Origin of the sequence: Azospirillum palustre (assembly GCF_002573965.1) — a bacterium.
Lineage (GTDB): Bacteria > Pseudomonadota > Alphaproteobacteria > Azospirillales > Azospirillaceae > Azospirillum > Azospirillum palustre.
The window spans coordinates 493,057-510,714 of sequence record NZ_PDKW01000040.1; the positions used below are offsets into that span (position 1 = coordinate 493,057).

16 protein-coding genes, 1 tRNA gene, 1 rRNA gene, 1 pseudogene and 1 riboswitch are annotated in these 17,658 nt (G+C 66.9%); of the genes and pseudogenes, 2 read left to right on the forward strand and 17 right to left on the reverse strand.

Annotation, left to right across the window (positions count from 1 at the left end; genetic code table 11):
* Window positions 1-53 precede the first annotated feature (53 nt).
* The 13 genes from CRT60_RS12085 to nikA all read right to left on the reverse strand — a co-directional run bounded on the left by CRT60_RS12085 (window position 54) and on the right by nikA (window position 13,072).
* Window positions 54-1,037: an energy transducer TonB gene (locus CRT60_RS12085; RefSeq protein WP_098736656.1), complete on the reverse strand. Its 984-nt coding sequence runs from the start codon at window positions 1,035-1,037 to the stop codon at window positions 54-56.
* Window positions 1,038-1,406: 369 nt separating this feature from the next.
* A complete protein-coding gene (locus tag CRT60_RS12090; RefSeq protein ID WP_098736657.1) occupies window positions 1,407-1,856 on the reverse strand; it encodes a DUF2946 family protein in 450 nt (149 codons plus the stop codon).
* 67 nt (window positions 1,857-1,923) lie between these two features.
* The gene (locus CRT60_RS12095) at window positions 1,924-2,319 is read right to left on the reverse strand and encodes a DUF1636 domain-containing protein (RefSeq protein ID WP_098736658.1); all 396 of its coding nucleotides are present in this window, start codon (window positions 2,317-2,319) and stop codon (window positions 1,924-1,926) included.
* Window positions 2,320-2,325: 6 nt separating this feature from the next.
* Entirely contained in the window at window positions 2,326-3,120 is a 795-nt protein-coding gene (locus CRT60_RS12100) for an ABC transporter ATP-binding protein (RefSeq protein ID WP_244592439.1), read from the reverse strand.
* 2 nt (window positions 3,121-3,122) lie between these two features.
* A complete protein-coding gene (locus CRT60_RS12105; protein WP_098736660.1) occupies window positions 3,123-4,112 on the reverse strand; it encodes a FecCD family ABC transporter permease in 990 nt (329 codons plus the stop codon).
* A 3-nt stretch (window positions 4,113-4,115) separates the two neighbouring features.
* Complete coding sequence (locus CRT60_RS12110) at window positions 4,116-4,982, reverse strand: ABC transporter substrate-binding protein (protein WP_098736661.1); 867 nt, start codon at window positions 4,980-4,982, stop codon at window positions 4,116-4,118.
* Window positions 4,970-5,554, reverse strand: a complete 585-nt coding sequence (locus CRT60_RS12115) for a DUF7676 family protein (protein WP_098736662.1) — start codon at window positions 5,552-5,554, stop codon at window positions 4,970-4,972. Before CRT60_RS12115 ends, CRT60_RS12110 begins: the two co-directional genes overlap by 13 nt.
* A gap of 27 nt (window positions 5,555-5,581) precedes the next feature.
* Window positions 5,582-7,483: a TonB-dependent receptor plug domain-containing protein gene (locus tag CRT60_RS12120; protein ID WP_244592440.1), complete on the reverse strand. Its 1,902-nt coding sequence runs from the start codon at window positions 7,481-7,483 to the stop codon at window positions 5,582-5,584.
* Between the two features lie 283 nt (window positions 7,484-7,766).
* A riboswitch (cobalamin riboswitch) is annotated at window positions 7,767-7,994 on the reverse strand.
* Window positions 7,995-8,067: 73 nt separating this feature from the next.
* Window positions 8,068-8,895, reverse strand: coding sequence for a nickel import ATP-binding protein NikE (nikE, locus tag CRT60_RS12125; protein ID WP_098736664.1), 828 nt, complete (start codon window positions 8,893-8,895; stop codon window positions 8,068-8,070).
* On the reverse strand, window positions 8,892-9,674 hold the full coding sequence (locus CRT60_RS12130; RefSeq protein WP_425290405.1) for an ATP-binding cassette domain-containing protein: 783 nt from the start codon (window positions 9,672-9,674) through the stop codon (window positions 8,892-8,894). The genes nikE and CRT60_RS12130 overlap by 4 nt, the downstream gene beginning before the upstream one ends.
* The gene (nikC, locus tag CRT60_RS12135; RefSeq protein WP_098736665.1) at window positions 9,671-10,534 is read right to left on the reverse strand and encodes a nickel ABC transporter permease subunit NikC; all 864 of its coding nucleotides are present in this window, start codon (window positions 10,532-10,534) and stop codon (window positions 9,671-9,673) included. The genes CRT60_RS12130 and nikC overlap by 4 nt, the downstream gene beginning before the upstream one ends.
* A complete protein-coding gene (gene nikB, locus CRT60_RS12140) occupies window positions 10,531-11,475 on the reverse strand; it encodes a nickel ABC transporter permease subunit NikB (protein WP_098736666.1) in 945 nt (314 codons plus the stop codon). The genes nikC and nikB overlap by 4 nt, the downstream gene beginning before the upstream one ends.
* 16 nt (window positions 11,476-11,491) lie before the next feature.
* The gene (nikA, locus tag CRT60_RS12145; RefSeq protein ID WP_244592441.1) at window positions 11,492-13,072 is read right to left on the reverse strand and encodes a nickel ABC transporter substrate-binding protein; all 1,581 of its coding nucleotides are present in this window, start codon (window positions 13,070-13,072) and stop codon (window positions 11,492-11,494) included.
* A 214-nt stretch (window positions 13,073-13,286) separates the two neighbouring features.
* Here nikA and nikR point away from each other — a divergent pair, with 214 nt between their 5' ends.
* Window positions 13,287-13,766: a nickel-responsive transcriptional regulator NikR gene (gene nikR / locus CRT60_RS12150; RefSeq protein WP_098736668.1), complete on the forward strand. Its 480-nt coding sequence runs from the start codon at window positions 13,287-13,289 to the stop codon at window positions 13,764-13,766.
* Between the two features lie 161 nt (window positions 13,767-13,927).
* On the opposite strand, the gene CRT60_RS36680 is transcribed toward nikR, so the two are convergent.
* A complete protein-coding gene (locus tag CRT60_RS36680) occupies window positions 13,928-14,089 on the reverse strand; it encodes a hypothetical protein (protein ID WP_204561840.1) in 162 nt (53 codons plus the stop codon).
* Between CRT60_RS36680 and CRT60_RS37780 the strand changes: the two are divergent.
* A pseudogene (locus CRT60_RS37780) lies at window positions 14,022-14,288 on the forward strand (recombinase zinc beta ribbon domain-containing protein); the annotation flags it as partial. The gene CRT60_RS36680 and the pseudogene CRT60_RS37780 sit on opposite strands and share 68 nt — an antisense overlap.
* Before the next feature lie 285 nt (window positions 14,289-14,573).
* Here CRT60_RS37780 and CRT60_RS37000 read toward each other — a convergent pair.
* The 3 genes from CRT60_RS37000 to CRT60_RS12165 form a co-directional block, all read right to left on the reverse strand.
* Window positions 14,574-14,807: a hypothetical protein gene (locus CRT60_RS37000; RefSeq protein WP_244592442.1), complete on the reverse strand. Its 234-nt coding sequence runs from the start codon at window positions 14,805-14,807 to the stop codon at window positions 14,574-14,576.
* Between the two features lie 40 nt (window positions 14,808-14,847).
* A tRNA-Met gene (locus tag CRT60_RS12160) sits at window positions 14,848-14,924 on the reverse strand.
* A 23S ribosomal RNA gene (locus CRT60_RS12165) occupies window positions 14,925-17,658 on the reverse strand.

Sequence of the window (17,658 nt, forward strand, 5' to 3'; positions counted from 1 at the left end):
GAATAGAGAGCGCCCAGCCGCCGAGGGAACTGGGCCGGCATGGAACAGGCTTGTCATTGCAACGCGAAGCGAACGGGAAGCGTGATGTCGATGCGGGTGCGGCCCATCTCCACAGGGATAGGAGGAAGCGGAGATGCGCGCCGGATCATCTCCTCCGCAGCCTGGTCGAGGATGCCGTGTCCGGAGCCTTCGACGACCGCCCAGCCCGTGATGGTGCCGTCGGCGACGATGGTGAAGCGGACCAGCACGATGCCCTCCTGACGCCTCTGGCGCGCGGCTGGTGGATAAACCTTGTGACGGGCCAGCCTTGCCTGAATCGCGCCGAAATAATCGGCGGCCTCCCTGTCGGATTTCGGGGGCGCGTCCGAGGATGGCGGCGCCGGTGCGGCCGCCTGGACCGCCGGTACTGCGGGAGCCGGTGCCGTCTGTTCCTTCGTTGCTCCGGCCCTGTCCGCCGGGGGGACCGCAGCCGGCGTCGGCCTGGTGGGAGATGGGGTGCGGCGCAGGGGGCTATGCGGTGGCCGGCGGGCGAGAACGGGTGGTTGAGCGGGCGGTGGCGTTTCCACTTTCGTCGGCTCCGACGGGACCGGCATGGAAACTTCCGTGACAGGCGATTCGTCAATTGGCGGCTCCTCAGCCGGCGACTTCTCGGCCTGCGGCTCGGCGACCGGCGGCCTCGCGACATCGGGCGGCATCTCCGGCTCGGTGCTCCGGGTATCCGATGGCTGCTCCGGCTCCGCCGCCGGTTCCGGAGCCGGTTCGGAGTGTGCGCCGGTGTCCGCTCCCACAGTCGAATCCGCGACCGGTTCCGATGGTGATGCCGGTTCCGCCGCAACCGCGACAAAGGAAAGCTCCACCGACACCACCGACGGCGGGGGCTCCGGCGGTGCATGGAGGCCGGTCACGAGCCCGATCATCCCGGCATGCAAGGCGAACGAAAGCGGCAAGGACCACCGCGCCGCCTCTGTCCGGGTGGCCAGAACAGGCGCTGCCTCCACGGCAAGACGTTGGGTGGCGATCAGCCATTGCTCGTGCATGGAGCGGACCTTCGGAAGAATAAGGTGCGGTGCGACAGACGCCCGGTCTGGGAACTTGACCGTCATGCCGGCGATGACGGCCCGCCCTGCCCCCGGCAGTGCGCCGACCGTGCCCCGGCTTCCCCTGACCGGAAATCGGCATCATCGGCGCCGCCGGGAGGCAGGGGGTAACGCCGGTCGAACAGGGTCTGGACACCGCCATCGACCCGCAGCCGCCCAACCCAATCCAGTCCGCGACTTGACCAAGACGTGACCCGGCAGTCGCGCACGGCTCGGCGGCGCTGCTCCAACTGTCCGGCCGGTGTTCCAATGTCGGCAGGGGCGGATCGCGGCGCGACAGTCTCGCGCGGCGATCCGGAAATTCCGGCCTTAGACCGGTGGCGCGCGGGCCTGGAGGGTGGACAGGAACCAACCGGCGGCGATCACGTCGCCGGGCAAAGATTCCGGACTGTGGCGCCCGACCGACGCCTGCGCCATCCGCAGATCCGGCGGCGGCATCGCCAGCCCGCCGACCAATGGACAGAGTGGGCAGGAGCCGCCGGACATCGTCGGATCGCTCTTGCCTGTGTCGGACTCGACCGATTTGGACTTGATCGGTTCGAACCGGGCCGGATTGCCCGCCGCACCGTGATCGTCCAGCGCCACGGTCTTGAAGCCATCCGGGGTGCAGATGACGATCCCGCCGCTCTCGGCCGCGTTGGCGGATGCGATCATGGCCGGCATCCACGCCCAGGCGACGATCTGCAACAGCAGCGCAATCGCACCGGCCGCAAGGCCGGCCCGTCGCACGGGTCGCAGTCTGTCCTGGGTCGCGCTCATGCCGGTCCGTGGATCCGTCCGTTGCAAGTGCGGCACAATAGCCGAAGTGCCACACCGAGGATAAGCGTCATTTTCCCAAAGGTTGCATGTCCGGGGCGGGAATCCGTGCGACGAAGCGGCCTTTGACACCGTCCGGCCAATCCCGATACGCGACGACACCGTTGTAGGTCGCACCATAGGCCAGCAGATAGCCGACGAGCGCCTCGACGGCCGACCGCTCGGGCGTCAGGTCGCCGAGAACATACCCCATGCGCCCCGGCGAGCGGATGTGGACGGCGCAAGGGCGGCGGCAGCTCATCAGGCAGCGCATGGTGCCGACGCGGACATCTTCGGCGCCGGCGGATGCGAGAACCCCCTCAAGCAGGGCCGCGAACATCGCTCCAGTCCACCCGGCCTCCGGACCCGCCTCTTGTCCGGTGTCGGGCTGGCGGCAGGTTTCACAGACGATCACGTCGATGGTCATGGCTGGTCAGTCTCCGAATTGGATCATGTTGGGCGCTGTGGTTGCGCATTGGGGGAGCACCACCGGGATGCCGTCGGCCCGCGTCACCGCGAAGGACACGCCATAGGCCTCGTGCAGCAGGCCGGGCGTCAGAACGGCCGCCACGTCCCCCGCGATCACGCGACGATCCGGCATCAGCAGGACGAGGTCGTCGCAGCAGCGGGCGGCCAGCGACAGGTCGTGGAGCACGACGACGACGGCACGATGCCGCTCGACCGCTTCGGCCCGCAGCAGCGCCATGATGCGGAGCTGGTGGCCGGGATCGAGGGCCGCCGTCGGCTCGTCGGCGAGCAGGACCGGGGCGTCCGTCGCCAGGACCCTCCCCAGCATCACGCGCGCCCGCTCGCCGCCCGACAGGGTTGGCACCGTCCGTGCCGCAAGCCCGGCGATGCCGGTCGCCGCCATGACCCGCTCGACCGCGTCCTCGTCCGTTCGTCCTGGCCGGCCGAGCGAACCAAGATGTGGCAACCGCCCAAGCGCCACCGTGCGGCGGACGCTCAGCGGCCAATGGACGTGATGGCCTTGCGGCAGATAGCCGAGCAGGCGCGCCCGCGCCCTGCTCTCGGCAGGCAGCGGCTGCCCCTCGAAGCGGACGTCGCCGCCATGGGGCAGCAGGCCGGCGACCGCCCGGAGCAGGGTGGACTTGCCGACGCCGTTCGGTCCGATCAGGCCGGTGACGGCACCGCGCCGGGCGGTAAAGCCGGCACCGTCCAGGATCGGCCGCCCGCCCAGGCGCAAGGTGATTGCGGAAGCGGACAGCATCGTCACCATGCCTCCCGGCGAACGCGCAGGATGAGGAAGAGGAAGAAGGGCGCGCCGACCAGCGAGGTGAGGACGCCCAGCATCACCTCCTGCGCGGTGGGGATCAGGCGGGACACCAGATCGGCCAGCGTCACCAGCACCGCCCCGCCCAGCGCGCTCGGCAGCAGCAGGCGGCCGGGTTCATGCCCGACCAGGGGACGCAGCAGATGCGGCACCACCAGACCGACGAAGCCGATGGACCCCGCCACCGCCACCGACGCCCCGACCGCCGCGGCGCTGCCGCCGACGACGGCCAGCCGCAGCCTATTTAGATCGACCCCCATGCTGCGGGCGGCATCCTCGCCGAGGGTCAGCGCATCCAGCCCGCGGCCGGTGGCGAGCAGCAGGCCGCCGCCGGCCAGGATGAAGGGAAAGGCGGTCAGCGCATCGGCCGGCGTCCGGTCCTTCAGCGATCCCATCAGCCACAGCAGCATCTCGGTGACCGCATAGGGATTGGGCGCGAGGTTCATCGCCAGAGAGGTGAGCGCAATGGCAAGACTGGACAGAGCGATCCCGGCCAGGATCAGGGTCAGGCTGCCGCCGTCACGGGCGGCGACCGCCAGCACGATGCCGGTCGCCACCAGGGCGCCGGCCATCGCCATGGCGGGGAGCGCATAGGGCGACAGCGCCGCGAAGCCGAAATAGAAGGCGATGACCGCGCCCAGCCCGGCGCTCGCCGATACGCCGATCAGTCCCGGCTCGGCCAGCGGGTTGCGCAGCAATCCCTGGAGCGCCGCGCCGGCGATGCCCAGCGCCGCCCCAACCTCGATCCCGAGCAGAAGCCGCGGCAGACGGATTTCCCGGACGACGGCGACCGTCAGGGGATCCCCGTTGCCGAAGACGCCGGCGATCACGCCGGTCGGCGGAAGTGGCGCGTAGCCGATGGCGAGACCGGCCACGGAGACCACCAGCAGGGCGGCGGCCAGGCTGGACAGCAGAGGCAGAGTGCGCATCGATCAAGGCCCCCGGTTGGTTGAAGAGGACGGTGGGAGCCGACGCAGCCCGCCGGCCAGGGCCTCGGCCGCCTCGACAAGGAACCAGCCGCTGCACACCCAGGTCTTGCCGGGCACCGCCACGGTCGGGGTGATCGCCGCCCGGCGGAGGAAGGCGGGATGCTCTCCGAAGGCGCGCCGCACCGACCGGTCGGGACTTTCGAAGAAGCTGGTCACCAGCATCTCGGGCGGGTTGAGGACGAAACGTTCCAGGTCGTAGCCGGTCCAGCCCGACCGCCCGTCGGCGGTCGCCTGGTTGGTGAGACCGGTTGCCGTCATCACCGCGTCGACGAAGGTCCCGGCAGCGGCACTGCCACCGCCGGGACGCAGGTAGAGCGCTGGTCGGCCGGCACCGGCATTCTCCGCCCGCAGCGCGGCCAGCCGCCGGCGGACCGCGTCGTTCAGGACCGCGCCACGTTCGGGGTGTCCCAGAGCCTCGGCGATTGTGGCCGTCACCGTCTCGATGTCCTCGAACCGCTCGACCAGCGGGATGCGCACCACCCGCACGCCGAACCGTTCCAGCAGCTCCACGGTCTTGTGGTCGCTCCAGGCATTGGCGAGAACCACCCCGACGCCGAGCGACAGGTAGGTCTCGGCACTCGGCCGGACCTGCCGGTGACGGGCCGCCTCGCCGGCCAGGAGCGACAGCCAGGGGTCGCCGGCCTGCGGCGACAGAGCGGCGATCTGGCCGGGATCGGCAAGCGCCAGAAGATACTGGTCGCCGCACACGGTGGCCGATGCCGCCCGCGGACCGGCGGCATCGGCCCTCCCCATCGGGACGGCCGCGGCCAGAACGCAGGCCGCTGTCAGGCGGAGGGTCAGCCGGCGCACCGGAACCCCCTCCCGCTGCGGTCGAGCGGATCGGGCATCAGCCCGAGATAGCGTTCACGGAACCGGTCCCACATCGACAGGCGGCTCCAGTCCGGCTCCTTCAGGATGCGGTCGTTTTCGTCGAGGAAGGGGTTGGGAAAGAACAGCGTCATCTGCTGGTCGCCCTGGCCGTTGAACAGCCGCAGGCCCCAGCTCCGCGGTGCGCCGTCGGCCCCCAGGACACGGTACATCTCGGCCCGTGCGGTCCGACGGATGCGGGCAAGCTCCGGATCGACCGGGTTGCGCGGCGTGCCCCGGTGGGAACCGATGCAGACATGGAAATGCCACGCCCCAAAATCGACGGTCAGGTATCCGTCGAACAGCGACACCTTGCGCGGGGCGTTGGGAGCGCGGATCTCGAAGACGGCGCCCTGGACCAGCGAGCCGAACACGATGTCCCGCCACCAGACCTCGAAGGCATCCTTCAGCAGGGCCAGCAGCAGATCCTGATCGGTGGGCAGCGTGAAGATCTCGACCCGGCCCATGCCGGGTTCCTCGACGATTTGCGAGGCCACGGAAGACGCAGTGCTCATGGAACGAACCTCCTGGGAAGGGCTGGGTCAGAAGCGTGCGGACAGGCCGGCATAAGCCGAGCGGCTCTCCGCGGCGTGGCCGTAGACTTCCTCGTAGCGGCGGTTGAACAGGTTCTCGACGCGGCCATGCAGCGTCACCGCATCGGTCAGCTCGTAGGACAGCCGGAGATCAGCGGTGAGGAAGGCGCCGCCGGTGCCGTAATTCTCGATCATGTCGCGATAGCGCAGGCCGAGATTGGCGTAGGCCGCCGGCAGGAAGCGCCAGCCGACCGACGCGCTGCCCTGATGAAGCGGCAGGTTGCGCAGGCGCTGCCCTGTGTTGGCGTTGACCACGCTCTGCCAGGAGTAGGCGGCGCGCAGGTCGGTGGTCGCGGTCGGGCGAGCGGCCAGTTCCAGTTCCACCCCCTGCGCCTTGGTGCGATCGACGTTGACATAGCCACCGCCCGAACAGGCCGGGCTGGCCGCCGGACCGTAGAGCCAGTTGATCTGGTCGCGGGTGCTGGCCTGGAAATAGGTCGCCCCGGCGGTCAGTTGCCCGTCCAGCAGCGATTGCTCGACGCCGGCGTCCCAGCCGCGGCTGCGTTCGGGCCGCAGGTCGACCCGTCCATAGCAGGGATCGAACCGTTCGTAGAGCGACGGCGGCTGCCAAGCCGTGCCGTAGCTGGACCGCAACGTGGTTCCGGTCTGCTCGATCCGGTAGGCGGCACCGAGCCTCCAGGTTCCCGTCCCGCCATAGTCGCTGTGGCGGTCGCCGCGGATCGTCGCCGACAGATCGAGCGGCGCCACCGGGGTCACGCCGACGGTGGCGAAGCCCCCGCCGCGCCAGTTGTGCGACCGCATGTCCGGCGCAAGCGGCGCGAAGCCCGGCGTGTGCTGTTCCATGCTCTCACGGGTCGCATCGGCGCCGTAGCCCAGCGTCACACGGTCGGACAGCTTGGCATTCGCCGCATAGTCGAGACGGGTCTTGTGGCCGTCGTAGGTGTCACCCCTGGTCCCCTCCCCCCAGTACTGCCGGGTGTTGGTGGTGTTGGCGACACCGAAGCTGTGGACCAGCCTGCCGCCCAGGCTGTCGAGCGATCCGCCCAGCCGCAGGAACCGCTCGGTCTCGTCGCGCGACCAGTCGTTGTCGCGGGTGGCGGGATCATAGGTCAGGCTCTTGCGCTGGTAGCGCGCCGTCGCCTCCAGGCGCAGCTCCTCGGTCGCCTGGACGCCGACCCGGCCGGCGGCGGCCCATTGCCGGAACGGGTCCTTCTCCTGACCGCCACGCCAGCGGCTGAAGTCCGAATAGCCACCGGAGTGGGTTCCGGACAGGGAGGCGCGGTAATCCACCCTGTCCTGCGCCCCGGACACCGAGGCGTTCGCCCGCTTGGTGTCGAAACTGCCGTACTCGGCACCGACCTGTCCGCCGAGTGGACCGGCCGGACGGCGGGTGACGATGTTGACCACGCCACCGCCGGCATCCGGCCCGAAGCGGCCGGGCTGCGGCCCGCGCAGGACCTCGATGCGCTCGATGTCGGTAGTGTCCATCTCGCCGGCCGGATATTGCGACTGCGACTGGCTGGTGTCGCTCATCTCGACGCCGTCGATGAAGAAGCGGGTGTTGCGCGGCCCCAGTCCGCGCAGACGCACGGTCTGGGCGCCGCCCGGCGCCTGCCGTCCCGACAGGCTGAGGCCGGGAACCAGCAGCAAGGCATCATCGAGACGGCGGATCTGCTGACGCTCGATCTCCTCGCCGCCGATCACGCTGGAGGCGGTGGTCGCCTGCTCCTGCGGCACCGCCACGCCCTTCGGTGCCGTGACCTCCAGAGGGGTGAGTTGAAGGTTGTCCGCCGATGCTGCGACCGCGTCTGCTGCAACCCCGAGACCGGCCCCCAAACCGGCCAGGGCGAACCGAAGTTGGAAATACTTGATGGAACGGCTTGTCTGCATGCTCTGCCACGTCCTGCTGCAGGCATGGGGGCGTGTTCGGACAAGCGGTGCGGCCGCAAAGCCGCCCGTCCGGGGCCACACATCCATGCCGGCCCCGGAAACCGGAGCCGTTGAACGGGCGTTGCCGAACGGACGCCACGACGCGAGGCCCCGCGTCTGGAGAACCATTCAGCTGCGACATGCTTCAGGGAGGATGAACCGTCCCGGACTCCGGCCGCGGCAACGCCAATGGACGCGTCACCACGACGGGTTTCCGCACCTTCGACACACCCCGATCGAAGGCAGAGTGACGCTGTCGGAGGCAGGTCTCCTGGCTCGCGGGTCGTCATCCGGCACCGCCTTCCCGACCGGGATCAAAGGATCTCCGATCAGTGGCTTTTTGGCGCCGACTCGCCGCTCACAGTTGCGGGGACAGCCACGGCTCGCATCAGGCTTGGACGCCTGTCGCTTCCGTCGTTCCCTTTTAATCTCCCGGCTTGCGCCTGGGAGAACCGCCGACAATGCCTGTGGTGATAGAGGCTGGCCGTACGCCTGTCAATGGCGCCGAGCCGTTCCTAATCTTCGCGACGCCGTGGGAGTCCCGATCAGGGTGCGATCCGTGACTCCGCTGACCGGTTCCGCAACGCCGGTGACGGAGCCGCGGGCAACATGGCGTCCAAGAGCGCCCGCGCCGCCGGATGGTCGAAGGTGAACGGGGCGGCGACCGGCCGGTCTTCCACCAGTTCCCCGTCATGCAGCACCGCCACTCGGTCACAGAACCGACGGACCAGCCGGACGTCGTGGGTGATGAACAGGAAGGCGGTGCCGAGCCGTTCGCGCAGCCCGGCCAGCAGATCCAGGATCTGGAGTTGCAGCACGAGATCGAGATTCGATACCGCCTCGTCCAGCAGGATCAGCCGGGGTTGCGGGGCGAGCGCGCGGGCGATGCAGACACGCTGGACCTGACCGCCGCTCAGGCTCCCCGGCAGCCGGTCGGCGTCCTCCGGTGCCAGCCCGACCAGCCGCAGCAGCTCCGCCACACGGGCAGCCCGTTCCTGCGCGTCGAGGCCGGTCAGATGGCGCAGCGGTTCGGCAATGATCCGGCCGATCCGATGGCGCGGGTTGACGGCGCCCAGCGGATCCTGGAACACCGCCTGCACCGTCCGGCGGAAGGTGCGGCGGCCGGCGGTGTCCAATCCATCGATCGGCCGGCCGAGACAGCGTACCGTGCCGCCGTCCGGCCGTTCGAGGCCGAGCATCAGTCTGGCCAGTGTGCTTTTACCCGACCCACTGGCGCCAAGCAGCGCTACGCTCTCCCCTTCCCTCACCGACAGGCTGACGCCGCGCAACACCGTCCTGGCCGGGCCGGCACCGAAGACGCCTTGCCCGCCATACCGTTTCTCCACCGCCTCGGCGGCCAGCAGGATCGTCACGCGAACACCTCCGGATAGAGCGCCCGGTGGGCACCGAGCAGGGCGCGGGCGGCATCGGAACGCGGCGCCGCGAACAGCGCGGCCACCGGAGCCGTCTCGACGATATGGCCGGCTTCCATCACCGCCACGTCGTCGGCGAGCCGGGCAACCACACCCATGTCGTGGGTGACGATCAGCACCCCCAGGCCCCGCGTGGCGACCAGACGCCCGATCAGGGACAAGATATGGGCCTGGACCAGCGGGTCGAGGTCGGTCGTCGGCTCGTCGGCCAGCAGGAAGGGCGCCCCGGCCAGCAGCGCCAGGGCGATCATCATGCGCTGAAGCATGCCGCCGCTCATCTCGAACGGGTAGAGCCGGGCGATGCGCTCGGGCTCCGGCAGACCGACCTCCGCCAGAACCTCCGGCAGAAGCCGTTCCAACGCGCCGGCATCGCCGCGCACCGCCAGCGTCTCGCGGGCATGGGCGCGCATGGTCAGAACCGGATTGAAGGCGCTGCGCGGGTTCTGCATCACCGTCGCCACCATCCGGCCGGGCAGCGTCGCCGGTTCGACCGCCTCGCCGTCGAGGCGGACGCGGCCACCAAGCCGCTCTACCCCGGGCGGCGTCAATCCCTGCATCCCCAGGCAGGTCAGGGACTTGCCCGACCCGCTGGCGCCGACCAGCGCGGTGACGCGCCCGCGCTCCACGGCGAGGTCGATGCCGCGCACCAGTTCCACCGGACGGCCGTCGCGGCGGGCGGACAACCGCAGTCCCTCAACGCTCAGACGGTGTGCGGTCAATGATCGTCTCCCGCCAGCGTCGGGTCGAGCCGGTCGCGCAGGCCGTCGCCCAGCAGGTTGAATCCCATCACCGTCAGCAGGATCATCAGCCCCGGCCACAGCATCAGCATGGGCTGGGTCCAGATGAATTCGCGCGCATCGTTGATCATCACCCCCCACTCCGGCGTCGGCGGCGTCACCCCCAGCCCGAGGAAGGAGAGGCCGGCGACATGAAGGATCATGTGCCCGATGTCGAGCGTCGCCAGCACCACGAGCTGCGCCAGAACGCCCGGCAGGATATGCTCCGCGAACACGCGCGGTCGTGACGCGCCGGAGACGATGGCGGCGGCGACGAAGTCGCGCTCGCGCAGCGAGAGCACCATGCCGCGGACGATGCGGGCGTACCAGGCCCAGTGGGACAGTGCGATCGCCAGCACCACGTTGGTCAGGCCGGTGCCGAGGACGCCGACCATGAACATGGCAAGCACGAAGGTCGGCACGGTCAGGAAGCCGTCGCAGAATCGCATGACGATCCGGTCCGTCCGTCCGCCGAGAAAGCCGGACAGCCCACCGATGCCGATGCCCAATGTCAGGATCAGGGCGATGATGACGGCGACCGCCCCCAGCGACACCGAGGCGCCGTGCAGCAGCCGGGCCAGCAGGTCGCGTCCGAGATGATCGGTGCCGAGCCAATGGGCCGCACTCGGCCCCTCCAGCCGGGCCAGCAGGTCGACCGCTTCCGGATCCCAGGGAAGCAGGGGAGCGGCCAGGGCAGCCAGGGCGATGACGCCGACCAGCGTCAGCCCGGCCAGCGTCGTGCGGCGAGGGCGAAGCCGGCGGCGGGCGACCGAAAGGCCGTCCTCTTGGACAAGCACGCTCATCGGCCGACCTCCCGCAACACCCGGATGCGCGGATCGAGCCACGCGTACAGCACGTCGACAAGCAGATTGCACAGCACGAAAATCACCGTCATCAGCAGGGTGAAGCACTGCAACACCGGATAATCGCGGTTGTAGATGGCGGAGACGGCATAGCGCCCGACCCCCGGCCAGCCGAAGATATTCTCGATCACCAGCGTGCCGCCCAGCAGCTCGCCTATATGCATCCCGGTCGCGGTGACGATGGGCAGCAAGGCGTTGCGCAGGATATGGTTCTGGACGATCCGCCGCTCCGGCAGGCCGCGCAGCCGGGCATAGAGGACGTGGCGCTGCCCCGCCGTCTCCAGCATGCTGGCGCGCAGCAGCCGGGCGTTGATGCACAGCGACATCAAGGCGACGGCGACCACCGGCATCACCAAGTGGCTCAAGCCGCCGCGGCCGAGCGGCGGCAGCCAGTTCAGCGTCACCGCGAACAACAGCACCAGCAGGAAGCCCAGCCAGAAATTCGGGATCGACACGCCGACGAAGGCGAGCGCCCGAACCAGATGGTCGGGCAGACGGTCGCGGTGCCGCGCCGCCCAGATGCCGAGCGGCAGGCTCACCGCCAGCGTGACGACCAGCGCGGCGGCCCCCAGCTGCAAGGTGGCCGGCAGGTAATAGAGCAAATCGTCCAGCACCGGCCGGCGGGTGACGTAGGACAGCCCGAAATCGAGATGGAGCGCCTGCCACAGCCAGGACAGGTACTGTTCCGCCAGCGGACGGTCCAGCCCGAGCAATTGGTGGGCCGCGGCGACGGCCGCATCGGTCGGCGGGATGTTGGACAGGCGCAGGTAATCCAGCGCCGGGTCGCCGCGCCCCAGCCGCAGCAGCAGGAACACGCCGACCGACACCGCCAGCAGCAGCGGCGGCAGGGTCAGCAGACGGCCGACGATGAAGCGCAGCATCCTCCGGTCTCCCTCGTCACGGTGCCGGACGCATGGCGCCGAACGGGATCTCGTAGACGCTGGCGCCGAAACCCACCCCGTCCACGCCGCGGCTGACCGACATCGCGGTCAGGTATGACAGCGGCAGATAGACCGCCTGCTCGTGCAGTATGGTCAGGATATCGCGGTAGAGCGTTTGCCGCGCCGTCTCGTCCGTCGTCACCAGCACGGCACTGATCTTGGCGTCGATCTCCGCCTTCATCGGCAGGCCGCGCTGCGCCTGGTAATCGGCGTGGGCCGGCACCCGCATCGAGCTTACGAAGGAATGCGGGTCGTAAGGAGCACCCCAGGTATCGCCGAAGATCAGGCCGAAGCGGCCGTCCTTCTGCCGGGCCTGGACGGCATTCTCCTCCTCGCCGATCAGGACGGCGTCGAAACCGACCGCCCTCAGATTGGCCTGGATCGCTTCCGCAAGCGCCTTCTCCCGCGCGTCGTTGCCGATGAAGCACAGCTCCACCCGCAGCGGCTGGCCGTCGCGCATGCGCACGGTCCCGCCGGCCGGCACGGTCCAACCGGCCTCGTCGAGCAGCTTGGCGGCCCGTGCCGGATCGAAGGCGTAGGGTACAAGCCCGAGGTTGGTGTAGGGGAAGTTCGCGGCGAACAGCATGTCCGCCCGCGGCTCCAGCCCGTAGAGCAGCTTGGCGACGATCGCGTCTTTGTTCACCGCATGGTTGACGGCCCGGCGCACCGCCAGCTCGCTGGTCGGGGCGCGGCCGCTGTTGATCGCCATCGTCCGGGTGGCCAGCGGCGCCGATACGGCGGTTTGACCGGTGCCGCGGGCCTTGAAGCGGGTGAAGCTGTCTGCGGAAATCTGCCCGGTGCCGCCGTAGATCAGGTCGATCTCACCGGTCTCGAAGGCCACGGCGCGGGATGTCGGATCGGGAATCACTTTGACGACGATGCGCTCATAGGCCGGCTTCGGCCCCCAGTAGGACGGGTTGCGGGTGAAGACGTCGTATTCGCCCCTCTTCGTCTCGGTCAGCATCCACGGGCCGGTGCCGACCGGGGAGCGGACGCCTTCGGGGGTGAGCACCGACGGGGAGGCGAAGCGCACCGGGCGGATCAACGCCAACTCCAGCAACGTCGGATAATAGGGATCTTTCAGGCTCAGACGGATCCTCCGGCTGTCCAGCATCTCGACCGATTGGATTTGCCCGATCAGTTCAAGCCAGTCATGCCTGGACCGTTGCGACAGAACCGCGTCGAAGTTGGCCTTTACCGCCGCAGCGTCGAACGGCGTGCCGTCGGAGAAGACAGCGCCCTCGCGCAGGGTGAAGTCGTAGGTACGGCCGTCCGGCGAGATCGTCCAGGCGGTGGCCAGCCACGGCTCGATGGTGCCGCCCTCGCGGTAATGCACCAGCGGCTCGTAGACCATGGCCTGCGCGAACATCTGGTTGGGCGAATAACGGTGTGGGTCGAGCGGCCCGACATTGGCGCTCCAGGAGTAGGTCAGCGTGCCTTGCGAACTGGCCGCCGCCGCTTGTCCTCCGGCCATCGCCGCCGCCAGAAAAAAGCTGGCCGTCACCGTCGCGGCCAGTCTTTTCCGCCATTGCGCCATCACATCATCCCTTCCGTTCGGCCCGCCACGGTGCCCGGCCACGTTCGCGGCATGGTGCGCCCTCGCCCACCCGCCGGTTGCGGATGGACGGTGGAAGCGTCCGGTCCTATGGTCACGGCAGGGACGATACGGCCGGCGCAGTATGATGTCTATCATGATTCATCATACTTTTATCGCAGCGGCATCTTGTCCCGGCCGATACGGGGGAGGCGACATGCAACGGGTTACGATCACATTGGACGACGATCTGCTGGCAGGCATCGACCGGCTGGTCGAGCGGCGAGGCTATCAAGGACGGTCGGAGGCAATCCGCGACCTCGCCCGCAACGGACTGGCGGAGGCCACCGCGGCGGAGGGGGAGACGGGCGCCTGCGTGGCCGCGCTGGTGTATGTCTATGACCATGCGGCAAGAGAATTGTCGAAGCGGCTGACCAACACCTTCCATGAGCATCATGAACTGACGCTGACCACACTTCATGTCCACCTGGACCATGGAAGCTGTATGGAAGTGGCGGTGCTGAAGGGAGAGGAGGCGGCGGTGCGCCGCATGGCCGAGCGGGTGATCGCCGAGCGCGGTGTCCGTCACGGAAGCACGGTCGTGATACCCGTGCGCGACGGGGAAAGCCTCAGAGGTCTTGAACATCACAGCCACACACACCCTGGTGCTCCACCGCCGGGCGATCGACCAGATTGACAGCAACACGCTCCACCCTGGCTCGATCGGCAGGTGAATGCGGTTAACCGGGCGGTCAGAGCGCTGCCCGATGGATCAACCTGCATGCAAAGCCGCCTTTTCCACAAGTCACGGCATGGAGGGTGCGCCTGTTTCGGACACATAGATCATGCGGTCGTCCATCAGCCGATAGGTTGTTCTGGCGCAAACACCCTGCCCTCCCCCATGTTGCCGGTGGGTTCGTAGCGGGTAAGTTCCTGTCCATCCTTTATGGCGATGCGTATCGTCGACGCGGCACTGTGGGAGCGGGTGAAGGCCCGGCAGGCATCGATCAGCTTCGACATCGGTCGCGATGACCAGGGCAACGCGCTGAACCGGGCGCACCGCCGCAAGTTCCTGCTGTCGGGGCTGCTGACCTGCGGGTGCTGCGGCGGCACCTACGCCATCATGGCCAAGGACCGCTATGGCTGCGCCGCCCACCGCAGCAAGGGCACCTGCCCCAACGACCGCACCATCACCCGCTTCGACATTGAGCAGCGGGTCCTCACCGGGCTCAAGGAGCGCCTGCTGGCACCCGAGCTGATCCAGGAGTTCGTCGACAGCTTCCGTGCCAGCGTCGAAGCGGCAACGGCCTACCGCGAAGCCAACCGCCGCACGCGCGAGCGCGAGTTGGCGGCGGTCGAACGCAAGATCGCCGGTATCCTCAAGGCGATCGAAGACGGGCTGTACCACGAGTCGATGAAGGAGCGCCTGACCGCCCTGGAGGCGGACAAGGCCCGGCTGCTCGCCGCGGCCGAGGAGTCCGATGCTGACCTGCCATTGATCCTGCTACACCCCCAGTTGCCGGACCTCTACCGCCGCAAGGTGGAAGCGCTGGAGGCAGCCCTCGCTGGCGGCGACGACAGCGCCGAGGCGATGGAGATGGTGCGGATTATGATCGACCGTGTCGTCCTGACGCCCTCCCCTGCCGGGGCGGGTTTGGACGCCGATCTGCATGGCGAACTGGCCGGCGTCCTGGCAGGACGTGAGGGCGCCGCCCGGATGGGCAAGGCCCAGACACACGAACGCCCCGGCTCTTTCGAACCGGGGCGTCAAGTATCGGTGGTTGCGGGGGCAGGATTTGAACCTGCGGCCTTCAGGTTATGAGCCTGACGAGCTACCGGGCTGCTCCACCCCGCGGAGATCAAGCCGATCGAGCGATTAGTAAGGCTTAGCTTCAAGCATTGCTGCCCGTCCACATGCCTCCTATCGACGTGATGGTCTGTCACGGCTCTCAAGGGAGCTCTGGTTTAGAGGTGGGTTTCCCGCTTAGATGCTTTCAGCGGTTATCCCGTCCATACTTAGCTACCCGGCCATGCCACTGGCGTGACAACCGGTGCACCAGAGGTATGTCCATCCCGGTCCTCTCGTACTAGGGACAGATCCTCGCAAAACTCCGACACCCACGGCAGATAGGGACCGAACTGTCTCACGACGTTCTAAACCCAGCTCACGTACCACTTTAATCGGCGAACAGCCGAACCCTTGGGACCTGCTCCAGCCCCAGGATGTGATGAGCCGACATCGAGGTGCCAAACGACTCCGTCGATATGGACTCTTGGGAGTCATCAGCCTGTTATCCCCGGCGTACCTTTTATCCGTTGAGCGATGGCCCGTCCACGTGGAGCCACCGGATCACTATGGCCGACTTTCGTCTCTGCTCGACTTGTCAGTCTTGCAGTCAGGCGGGCTTATGCCATTGCACTCGTCGAGCGATTTCCGACCGCTCTGAGCCCACCATCGCGCGCCTCCGTTACACTTTGGGAGGCGACCGCCCCAGTCAAACTACCCGCCATGCAGGGTCCCGGACCCGGATAACGGGCCACGGTTAGATGCCAGAGACTTCAAGGGTGGTATTTCAAGGTTGGCTCCACACGAGCTGGCGCCCATGTTTCCAAGCCTCCCACCTATCCTACACATGAAGTCCCTAGCACCACTGCAAAGCTGTAGTAAAGGTGCACGGGGTCTTTCCGTCTGACCGCGGGAACTCCGCATCTTCACGGAGAGTTCAATTTCGCTGAGTTGGTGTTGGAGACAGCGGGGAAGTCGTTACGCCATTCGTGCAGGTCGGAACTTACCCGACAAGGAATTTCGCTACCTTAGGACCGTTATAGTTACGGCCGCCGTTTACCGGGGCTTCAATTCAGAGCTTGCACTCCTCCTCTTAACCTTCCGGCACCGGGCAGGCGTCAGACCCTATACGTCGCCTTGTGTGGCTTCGCAGAGCCCTGTGTTTTTAGTAAACAGTCGCTACCCCCTGGTCTGTGCCCCCCGCCTGCGCTTGCGCACAAACGGGGCCCTCTTCTTCCGAAGTTACGAGGGCAATTTGCCGAGTTCCTTCAACACCATTCTCTCAAGCGCCTGGGTATACTCTACCAGTCCACCTGTGTCGGTTTGGGGTACGGTCTATATGGCGGGGCTATTTCCTGGAACCGGTCCACAGCACGATCAATCCGATAAGATCGTACACGCTTTCCAATCCGTCACCTCCGCCAGGCCCACGAATATTAACGTGGTTCCCATCGACTACGCCTTTCGGCCTCGCCTTAGGGGCCGGCTCACCCTGCGTGGATTAACCTTGCGCAGGAACCCTTGGACTTTCGGCGACAGTGTTTCTCACACTGTTTGTCGCTACTCATGTCAGCATTCTCACTTCCGATACCTCCAGGCGACCTCACGGGCACCCTTCGCAGGCTTACGGAACGCTCCGCTACCACGCGATCAAAGATCGCATCCGCAGCTTCGGTACACGGCTTGAGCCCCGATACATTTTCGGCGCAGGCCGGCTTAACTAGACCAGTGAGCTATTACGCTTTCTTTAAAGGATGGCTGCTTCTAAGCCAACCTCCTGGTTGTCATGGCCTTCCCACATCCTTTCCCACTTAGCCGTGATTTGGGGACCTTAGCTGGCGGTCTGGGCTGTTTCCCTCTCGACGATGGACCTTAGCACCCACCGTCTGTCTGCCGGACTGCACTCTGCGGTATTCGGAGTTTGGTTAGGTTTGGTAAGGCTCGCGCCCCCCTAGCCCATCCAGTGCTCTACCCCCGCAGGTGATATCCGACGCGCTACCTAAATAGCTTTCGCGGAGAACCAGCTATTTCCTGATTTGATTGGCCTTTCACCCCTAGCCACAGGTCATCTCCGACTTTTTCAACAGGCGTGAGTTCGGTCCTCCAGTGCGTGTTACCGCACCTTCAACCTGCCCATGGCTAGATCATCAGGTTTCGGGTCTAAAGCATGCAACTCGGTCGCCCTATTCAGACTCGCTTTCGCTGCGCCTCCACCTACCGGCTTAAGCTCGCTGCATACTCTAAGTCGCTGACCCATTATACAAAAGGTACGCCGTCACCCCATGAAGAGGCTCCGACTGCTTGTAGGCATCCGGTTTCAGGAACTGTTTCACTCCCCTTGTCGGGGTGCTTTTCACCTTTCCCTCACGGTACTGGTGCACTATCGGTCACTGAGGAGTACTTAGGCTTGGAGGGTGGTCCCCCCATGTTCAGACAGGGTTTCACGTGCCCCGCCCTACTCGAGGATTGCTTCCGGTTTATCCGTACGGGGCTATCACCCGCTATGGCCCGACTTTCCAGACGGTTCCGGTTATGTAGAAGCAATCACTGGCCTGGTCCGCGTTCGCTCGCCACTACTAGCGGAGTCTCGGTTGATGTCCTTTCCTCCGGCTACTTAGATGTTTCAGTTCGCCGGGTTCGCTTCCCATCACTACTAGCGGAGTCTCGGTTGATGTCCTTTCCTCCGGCTACTTAGATGTTTCAGTTCGCCGGGTTCGCTTCCCATGCCTATTTATTCAGCATGGGATACCGCTTGCGCGGTGGGTTTCCCCATTCGGAAATTCACGGATCAAAGCCTGCTCGC

What these genes read in the sequence shown, in the direction of transcription:
- CRT60_RS12085 (WP_098736656.1), bottom strand. Translation starts at nt 1,037, where the DNA reads ATGCACGAGCAATGGCTGATCGCCACCCAACGTCTTGCCGTGGAGGCA.
- CRT60_RS12090 (WP_098736657.1), bottom strand. Translation starts at nt 1,856, where the DNA reads ATGAGCGCGACCCAGGACAGACTGCGACCCGTGCGACGGGCCGGCCTT.
- CRT60_RS12095 (WP_098736658.1), bottom strand. Translation starts at nt 2,319, where the DNA reads ATGACCATCGACGTGATCGTCTGTGAAACCTGCCGCCAGCCCGACACC.
- CRT60_RS12100 (WP_244592439.1), bottom strand. Translation starts at nt 3,120, where the DNA reads ATGCTGTCCGCTTCCGCAATCACCTTGCGCCTGGGCGGGCGGCCGATC.
- CRT60_RS12105 (WP_098736660.1), bottom strand. Translation starts at nt 4,112, where the DNA reads ATGCGCACTCTGCCTCTGCTGTCCAGCCTGGCCGCCGCCCTGCTGGTG.
- CRT60_RS12115 (WP_098736662.1), bottom strand. Translation starts at nt 5,554, where the DNA reads ATGAGCACTGCGTCTTCCGTGGCCTCGCAAATCGTCGAGGAACCCGGC.
- CRT60_RS12120 (WP_244592440.1), bottom strand. Translation starts at nt 7,483, where the DNA reads ATGCAGACAAGCCGTTCCATCAAGTATTTCCAACTTCGGTTCGCCCTG.
- nikC (WP_098736665.1), bottom strand. Translation starts at nt 10,534, where the DNA reads ATGAGCGTGCTTGTCCAAGAGGACGGCCTTTCGGTCGCCCGCCGCCGG.
- nikB (WP_098736666.1), bottom strand. Translation starts at nt 11,475, where the DNA reads ATGCTGCGCTTCATCGTCGGCCGTCTGCTGACCCTGCCGCCGCTGCTG.
- nikA (WP_244592441.1), bottom strand. Translation starts at nt 13,072, where the DNA reads ATGGCGCAATGGCGGAAAAGACTGGCCGCGACGGTGACGGCCAGCTTT.
- nikR (WP_098736668.1), top strand. Translation starts at nt 13,287, where the DNA reads ATGCAACGGGTTACGATCACATTGGACGACGATCTGCTGGCAGGCATC.
- CRT60_RS36680 (WP_204561840.1), bottom strand. Translation starts at nt 14,089, where the DNA reads ATGTCGAAGCTGATCGATGCCTGCCGGGCCTTCACCCGCTCCCACAGT.